Here is a 7081-nt window from a genome sequence, read left to right as displayed (position 1 = left end):
GCCATCTCCCGGCCTCCTCGTCTCTCGTGAGGGCGTGTTCCTGGCGTGTCCCGGATGAGCCGGCTTGCCCATGTTCAGCCCCTGGGTCTCGGCGCCTTCAGGTGTGGAGCCGCCTGCGGCGGCGTTGTGCGCGCCCCTGTCGTGCACCGTTGGGGGCGTGGGGTTCGGCCCCGCCGCTGGCGTGGCGGCAGCGCCCTCGTTCTCGGTGCTCACGGGTATCTCCTCATCAGCCGCACGCCGTCGCATGCCGGGACGTTCGCGTACTCGGTGTCCTCGGACAGCCTTTCCCATCGTGCGTCAGACGGGCGTAAGCCGCCGCCCGACCCCGGGAGGCAATCCTTTACTTCGGGCAATCCCGGACGCATCCGCCGGAGGCCCCCCGGCAACCGTCCCGACCCCGGTGGCACGATAACCCGGTGAGCCATGAGATCCGCCGGGGGTCACGCCTCTCCCCCGCCCGCCCGCTTTCCGTCATCGCGCACCGCGGTGCCTCCGAAGCCGCCCCAGAGCACACCCTGGCCGCCTACCGCATGGCCATCGAGGCAGGCGCGGACGCATTGGAGTGCGACGTGCGGCTCACGGCGGACGGCCACCTCGTCTGCGTGCACGACCGCAGGATCAACCGCACGTCCAACGGACGGGGCGCCGTCTCCGCCCTGGAGCTCGCCGATCTGGCCGCCCTGGACTTCGGGTCGTGGAAGAAGGAGGGTCCGGACGAGGATCCGTACGAGTCCCCCGACCAGGAGGAGAGCGACCGTACGTCCGTGCTCACCCTGGAGCGGCTCCTCCAGCTGGTGTCCGACGCCCCGCGCCCCGTCGAGCTCGCCATCGAGACCAAACACCCCTCCCGCTGGGCGGGCCAGGTCGAGGCACGCCTGCTGGAGCTGCTGGACAGGTACCGCCTGGCCACTCCCGTACGGGTCATGAGCTTCTCGGCGCGGTCCCTGCACCGCATACGAGCTGCCGCACCGCACATCCCCACCGTCTACCTCATGCAACTGCTGCTGCCGCGGCACCGGGACGGACGACTGCCCGCGGGCGTCGGGATCGCCGGCCCCAGCCTGCGCATCCTGCGCGCGCACCCCGAGTACGTGGAACGCGCCCACCGGCTCGGCAACGAGGTGCACGTGTGGACGGTGAACGAGCCTGCGGACGTCGATCTTTGCGTACGGCTCGGTGTCGACGCGGTGATCACAAACAGGCCACAGCAGGTGCTCTCACAACTTCACCGCGGACTCTGATTGCGTTCAGGAGTGTTAGGTACGACACACTCGCCTGTCTTACCGAAGCCTCCCCGGGAGCCCAATTCGCCCTCATTGCAAACGTCTTACCTGGTGTGCACCCACGTATTGGCTCTGTATTCGATCCCTGGAATTGCGTCAAGCAGCGCCGCGTGGCCGGTTTCCGCCAGACGTTCGGTGGGCATCCATCGAATTGGCGTGGGGCAAAGGAGGTCTCGGGGGTGGCGTTGGTTATGGCACAGAACGTGCCTGCTTCGTCGACGATGGCCGTACCTCACGGCCCGGCCGGCGTGGGGGCTGCGCGGCGCAAGATGCGCGCGGACCTGCTCGCGGGCGGGGCCACCGACACGGTCGTCGACGACGCCGTTCTGATCCTTTCCGAACTGCTCAGCAACGCGTGCCGGCACGCGCGGCCGCTGAGCCGGGACGAATCCGTACGAGCAAGCTGGAACCGTGACACGGATGGCGAGTTGACCATTTCCGTGACCGACGGCGGCGGCCCCACGAGGCCACTTCCGGCGACTCCTTCGATCAGTGCGCGAGGTGGCCGCGGGCTGGCCATCATCGGTGCCCTCGCCCGCGATTGGGGCGTTCGCGAGGAGTTCTACGAAATCAATTGCGGAATGCGGCACTCCGAAACTGATTCCGCAAAGGGCGTGACGGTCTGGGTGGTGCTCGCCGCCGACGGGGACATCGGCGAAGGCCTGGCCGACAGCCTGACGAGGGACCTGGCGACCGCCGACGAACTGCACTGACCTGACCGGTACTTACGGGCGTCGTCGCCGGGCAGCGGATCCGCCCGGCGCGGACGCCGCCCGGAGACCGCGGACTTGCCGGAGGCCCGAGATACCGCGGCCACCCCGGATACACGGTGGTCGGCCACCGGGAGGCGGCGCGGACCCGCGCGACACCCGCCCCCGGCCCGCTCGAACCGCCCCACGGGAGTCAGGCTCCCGACACGCGGAGCCCGTCCCACGGCCGGCTCAGCGGCTAGGCTCACGGCCACAGTTGGCCCGTGCGTCTCACGCTGCCTCCGCTCGTTCACCGGGCGCCAGGCCGCTTGAGGACGCCGGCCACGGACCGTCCGCCGACCGATCCCGACCGCGACCGGATCCCGACCAGCCGGCCGCAGACCTGGAGAACCGCCCGCATGGCCAAGAAGCGCCGCCCTCAGCCCAAGGCCGCCGCGCCTCAGCTCGTCGACGGGGAGGTCCCCGTCGTCGGTGCACGCGAGCCCTGTCCCTGTGGTTCCGGCCGCCGCTACAAGGCGTGTCACGGCCGTGCCGCCTCGCATGCGGCCACCGAGCTGGTGCTGCGCCCCTTCGAGGGCCTGCCCGGTGAACCGGACTGGGTCGCGATGCGCGAACTGGTCCCGGCCGCGACCGTGGCGCTGACGCTCAAGGACGGGCTGCCGGAGGGCGTGCCGTCGGTGACGCTCGCCACGGTGCTGCCCATGGCGTGGCCCGCGCTGCGCCGTGACAACGGCGAGGTCCTGCTGGGCCTCCAGAACGACACCGCTTCGGGTGACATCAGCCGTGACCTCGCGGACACGCTGAACCGTGCCTTCACCACCGCCCCCGGTTCTCCGGTGGACGCCGGCCGCCCGGCACCGGACGGCCCGCGCCTCCAGGACATTCTCGATCTCAAGGCGCCGTTCAGCCCCGAGGTGCACAGCGGCTTCGAGTTCTGGCTGGGTGACGAGAGCGACAACGCCTCCGGCGAGGTCGCCGCCTCTTTGGAGCGCGCCAATTCAGCCGCGATTCCGACGGCCCGACTGTCCGGGTCCGAAGGCGCCTACTGGTGCGAGACGCCGGACAAGAACCACCTGCGGTGGGTGATGACCCACCCCGAGGAGCAGCTGCTGGACGCGCTCGCGCGGCTGCACGCCGCGGGCGGCTCCTCGCTCGGCGACGACACCAGGCTCGTCGGGTCGTTCCGTGCGCACGGGCTGATGGTGCCCGTGTGGGACCTGCCCAGCGGCATGACCTCGGAGGACTGCGAGAAGCCCGCGGCGGCCTTCGGCGAACGGCTGACGGAAGCGCTCGGTACGAGTGCGCCTCTGACGGCGGACGAGCGTCGGGCGCGCAACGGCCTCATGAACCGCCAGGTGACCCTGAGTTGATCTGGAGCAGACCATTCCGCAGGGGGTGTACGGAGAAAGTGTGCCGTGACTCGTGTCACATCGGGCCGACAACTGCGCATTGTGGCAGGTAATTCAACGTCCGGATCTGCGCGATCGAATTTGCTAACGGCCGATCTCTTGTTACCTTTCTAGAAGCCCGGTCGCTGGTGCATCCCCCGTCGCCAGCGACCGGGTTCTTTCATGCCCGGCTCTCCCCGGGCCCCCGAGCCGCCGGGACGCCCCTCCGCCGGGAGCCTCAACTCCCCCGGCGTGCAGACGAGTTGCTCTCGGAACGCAGCAGCATCCTCGCCCCGTCGGCAGAGCCGACCTCCGCCGTCGCCGCGTAGGGCCGCTCGCCTCCGCCCCTGTTCTCCTCGTGAGGCGTCTCGCACGTGCCGCGTCGCCCGGAGGCGGGCAGCGCGCAGTCGGCCCGCACGGAGCCGCCGTCGGGACGCGTCAGCGTCAGCGCTGCGCGCAGGGGCGACCTCGTGGCGTTCCGGTAGTACGTACGCGCCCAGGTCTCGTCACGCTGCGACATGACGCAGGTCTGCGCCGTAAGCCCTGCGGGAGAGGTGAGTTCGTCCCCGCACGAGGCGACGGAGGCGCCCTCCGGCACTCCCGTCGACCGTCCGCTTCTGCCGCCGATCGCATCCGACGCCTCGAAGGCGCCGGCGCCGGGGCGTTCGGCAGCACCGCGCGACGGCGCGGACGAAGCGGAGGGCGCAAGCCCCTTCCCCTCCTCGGAGGATCCGGCAGGCCCTGCCGTGGCGGCCGCGATCGGCAGGACCGCTGCGAGCACGACCGTGCAGGCGAGGGCGATCAGAGGGAAGTGGGACGCGCCGCGCTGCGGCTGCTGCTCAAGCATGAAGGGAGGCTCACTGAGGGAGAGGCGGAGCGGGACAGTGAGTCGAACATATAGGGCGGAAGGGACCAACTCCGCGCCCCGACCGCCCATTTCGCGTACAACTCCGGCCAGCTCGTACCCGTACGAGTGAAGCGGCCTCGCAGCCTGGAGACCCTCGCCGGACGGCGTCAGTACGTCAGGCTGGTGCCCGACCCGGGTGCCGTCGTGCTCGCCTCGACCAGTACGTCGAGCACACGCTCCATGCGGGGCAGGAACGGCACGCCACGGGTGAGCCCGCCGCGCCCGGCACCGCGCACCCCGCTCCGTCCGCTCCTGCGGCCGGCTTCCTGCTCGTCCGCGGCCACCGGCTCACGTTCCCAGCGGACGCGTCCGGCTCCGGTGTGGGAGGGCGGCAGGGCGATGTAGCCGCCCTCTCCGTGGAAGCGCAGCGAACTGGGCACCCAGTCATGGGCGTAGAGCAGTTCGCCGAGTTCCGAGAGGGCGTACGGCGCGACCAGCAAGCTGAACCGCGTGGGCGTCGCGACGACCGGACCGAGCCGCTCACCGCGGCGGTCGAACTCGGCGAGCGCGCGGGCACCGGCGATAGCGGGCAGGCTCAACGCGGACGGCGCGGTGCCGCCGGTGGCGAGAATCAGCGGCGCCGTAGGGCGGTTGGTCCACCACCAGTGGATCATCCGGGCGTCGGTACTCGCCGCGAGCAGCACCGGGTCGAAGGGGTGCGCACCTGGGACCGCGCACTCGGCGTCGGGGCAGGAGCACACCACGGAGGACGGCTGTTTGGAGCTGCGTGCGGGGTTGGAGGCGGGCGGGTTGAGGGTCGCTCCCGGCAGTACGGGCCACTCCCAGTGGGTGGCACAGTGAAGCGCCGCGTTGCGCAGCGATGACCGGTTCATGCGTCGCCTTCCGAGGATCTCGCGCATGTGCGCTCGTTCCTTTCCGTGAACGCCAACAGATCGTCCCGACAGAGATCTTTCAGCCCGTCACAACACGTCACTGACTACACACTGTGCGTACAAGAAAGCGCATCGTGCCGTAAGCCGAGCGTGGAACGTGGCGGGGTGGCGCACGCGAGGGCGTCGCGTGCCGTGCCGCCACCTGTGCTGGTGCCCTCGATAACGCTTGGTATTGCGCTCGTGCTGACCGTGCTGGCTGTGCCCGTCCGTCGAACCGGAAAGGGGAGAGGCCGCTGCCTCATATGACGCGCTGCTCCCTCACCAGGTTCCGTACCCGCGACAGCTGTGCCGACCCTTTGGCCTGCGCTTCCTCAGCGTCGGGGAAGCGAGTCGGGTGTGCGCGGTTGCTCCAGTCGACAGCAAATGCCGTCTCTCAGAGACGATTTTACGCCAACCTCTTGCAACCACGGCCCGCCCCCGTGATGTCAACATCCCCACATGGACACCATTGGTAGTGCAAGGCCAATGCTGGACATCCCGTTAGCGGTACGTGTACATCTGGTGCATTGCCAGCGGAGCAGCGTGACATGGGGGTTTGCGATGCTATGCAGAACCAAGATCCATGGCGGGAGAACGCTCCCGTGAGCGCCCCTCAGCGGTCGAAAGTGGCCGGATTCAAACCCGTGATCTCCCCGCCACCTCAAACTGCGCCCCCCACTTCGGACGCGTCAGCCGAGCAGTCGGCCGCCGTGCACGACCGGCTGGCCAGCTGGGTAACGGATCTGACGACTCTTCAAGAGCTCGCCGAACGGCTGTCCGGCACGGCCACTCTCGACGACGCGCTGCGCGAGACGCTGCGCGCGGGAGCCACTCTCGTCGGCGCACAGAGAGGCCTCCTCGCCCTCGAACCTGACGACGACGAGAGCCCGGAGCGCACCATCGGCCTCGGTCTGGGCCGCGCAGACATCGGCGAACTGGAGACGGTGCCGCGCAACTCCTCCTCGTACACGCGGATCCTGGACGGGCTGCCGGCACCGGACTGCCACAAGCACAGCCGCGACCTCGGCTCCAACGACCCCGAAGTCCCAGGCCCAGGCCTCGAGGACCGCGGGTACCCGGAGATCACGCATCCCGACATCGCCACCGACGACACGCTCGATCCCCGTCACCGCGAAGTCGCCGCCCGTCTCGGATACGCCGCCAGCTACGCGACCCCCATCGCCACCGCCGGCACACCGCGCATCGGCGCCGCCGTGTGGCTCTACGACGAGCCCGCCGAACCGACCGCACGTCAGCGCCATCTGCTCGGTCTCTACCTGAGGTGTGCCAGCGAGCAGATCACCCGGCACCTCGAACTCGCCCGCGCCCGCTCGGAGCTGAGCGCCCTGCGCGAGGGGCTGCTGCCCAGCAGGCTGCCGCGCGTGCCGGGCGTCACGATGGCCGTACGGCACCTGACGGGGCCTGGAGGCGGCGGCGACTGGTACGACGCTCTTCCGCTGCCGGAGGGAGCGTTGGGCCTCACCGTCGGAGGCGTCACCGGCAAGGGCCCCGGCACGGTGGCCGCCATGGGACGGCTACGCGCGTCCCTGCGTGCGTACGCGGTGATGGAGGGCGAGGACCCGGTCGCGGTGCTCTCCGATCTCGAACTGCTTCTGCGGCTGACCGAGCCCGCGCGCTCGGCCACCGCGCTCTTCGCCTACGTGGAACCGTCCGTGCGCCGCGTCCTGCTCGCCGGCGCCGGACACTGCCCGCCGCTGATCATCGGCGAGCACCGCACCGAGTGGGTGGAGACGACGCTGTCCGCGCCGCTGGGCATGCTCGCGTGCTGGGAGGCCCCGAGCGTCGAGCTGTCGCTGTACGAAGGCGAGACGCTGCTCCTGTACAGCGACGGGCTGCTGCACCGGACCGGCGAGGAGATGGACCGCGCGTTCGCACGGCTGCAGGCGCTGCCTCGGGCGCG

6 protein-coding genes and 1 pseudogene are annotated in these 7081 nt (G+C 70.2%); 4 read left to right on the top strand and 3 right to left on the bottom strand.

What is annotated here, in order from left to right:
- A pseudogene (locus H5J26_RS31095) lies at positions 1–213 on the bottom strand (protease); the annotation flags it as partial.
- A 203-nt stretch (positions 214–416) separates the two neighbouring features.
- On the opposite strand from H5J26_RS31095, the gene H5J26_RS26445 reads away from it, so the two are divergent.
- From H5J26_RS26445 to H5J26_RS26435, 3 genes are all read left to right on the top strand, one after another.
- Complete coding sequence (locus H5J26_RS26445) at positions 417–1241, top strand: glycerophosphodiester phosphodiesterase (protein ID WP_181768485.1); 825 nt, start codon at positions 417–419, stop codon at positions 1239–1241.
- Between the two features lie 152 nt (positions 1242–1393).
- Positions 1394–1996, top strand: a complete 603-nt coding sequence (locus H5J26_RS26440; protein ID WP_419183854.1) for an ATP-binding protein — start codon at positions 1394–1396, stop codon at positions 1994–1996.
- Between the two features lie 395 nt (positions 1997–2391).
- The gene (locus H5J26_RS26435; RefSeq protein WP_181768484.1) at positions 2392–3363 is read left to right on the top strand and encodes a DUF5926 family protein; all 972 of its coding nucleotides are present in this window, start codon (positions 2392–2394) and stop codon (positions 3361–3363) included.
- Between the two features lie 256 nt (positions 3364–3619).
- Here H5J26_RS26435 and H5J26_RS26430 read toward each other — a convergent pair whose 3' ends face one another.
- Together H5J26_RS26430 and H5J26_RS26425 are read right to left on the bottom strand one after the other, a co-directional pair.
- Positions 3620–4228, bottom strand: coding sequence for a hypothetical protein (locus H5J26_RS26430; RefSeq protein ID WP_181768483.1), 609 nt, complete (start codon positions 4226–4228; stop codon positions 3620–3622).
- 167 nt (positions 4229–4395) lie between these two features.
- The gene (locus tag H5J26_RS26425; RefSeq protein ID WP_181768482.1) at positions 4396–5148 is read right to left on the bottom strand and encodes a bifunctional DNA primase/polymerase; all 753 of its coding nucleotides are present in this window, start codon (positions 5146–5148) and stop codon (positions 4396–4398) included.
- Between the two features lie 614 nt (positions 5149–5762).
- Here H5J26_RS26425 and H5J26_RS26420 point away from each other — a divergent pair.
- On the top strand, positions 5763–7081 hold a 1319-nt coding region (locus H5J26_RS26420), incomplete at its 3' end, for a PP2C family protein-serine/threonine phosphatase (protein ID WP_309238078.1).

The sequence above is a fragment of the Streptomyces albidus (ex Kaewkla and Franco 2022) genome, from assembly GCF_013870515.1.
In the GTDB taxonomy this organism is placed as follows: domain Bacteria; phylum Actinomycetota; class Actinomycetes; order Streptomycetales; family Streptomycetaceae; genus Streptomyces; species Streptomyces albidus.
Note: the sequence above shows the minus strand (reverse complement) of the source record. Positions and strands in the feature narration are given on the sequence as shown.

Coding starts and splice junctions, on each gene's coding strand:
- H5J26_RS26425 (WP_181768482.1), bottom strand. CDS start 5,148: ATGCGCGAGATCCTCGGAAGGCGACGCATGAACCGGTCATCGCTGCGC.
- H5J26_RS26435 (WP_181768484.1), top strand. CDS start 2,392: ATGGCCAAGAAGCGCCGCCCTCAGCCCAAGGCCGCCGCGCCTCAGCTC.
- H5J26_RS26430 (WP_181768483.1), bottom strand. CDS start 4,228: ATGCTTGAGCAGCAGCCGCAGCGCGGCGCGTCCCACTTCCCTCTGATC.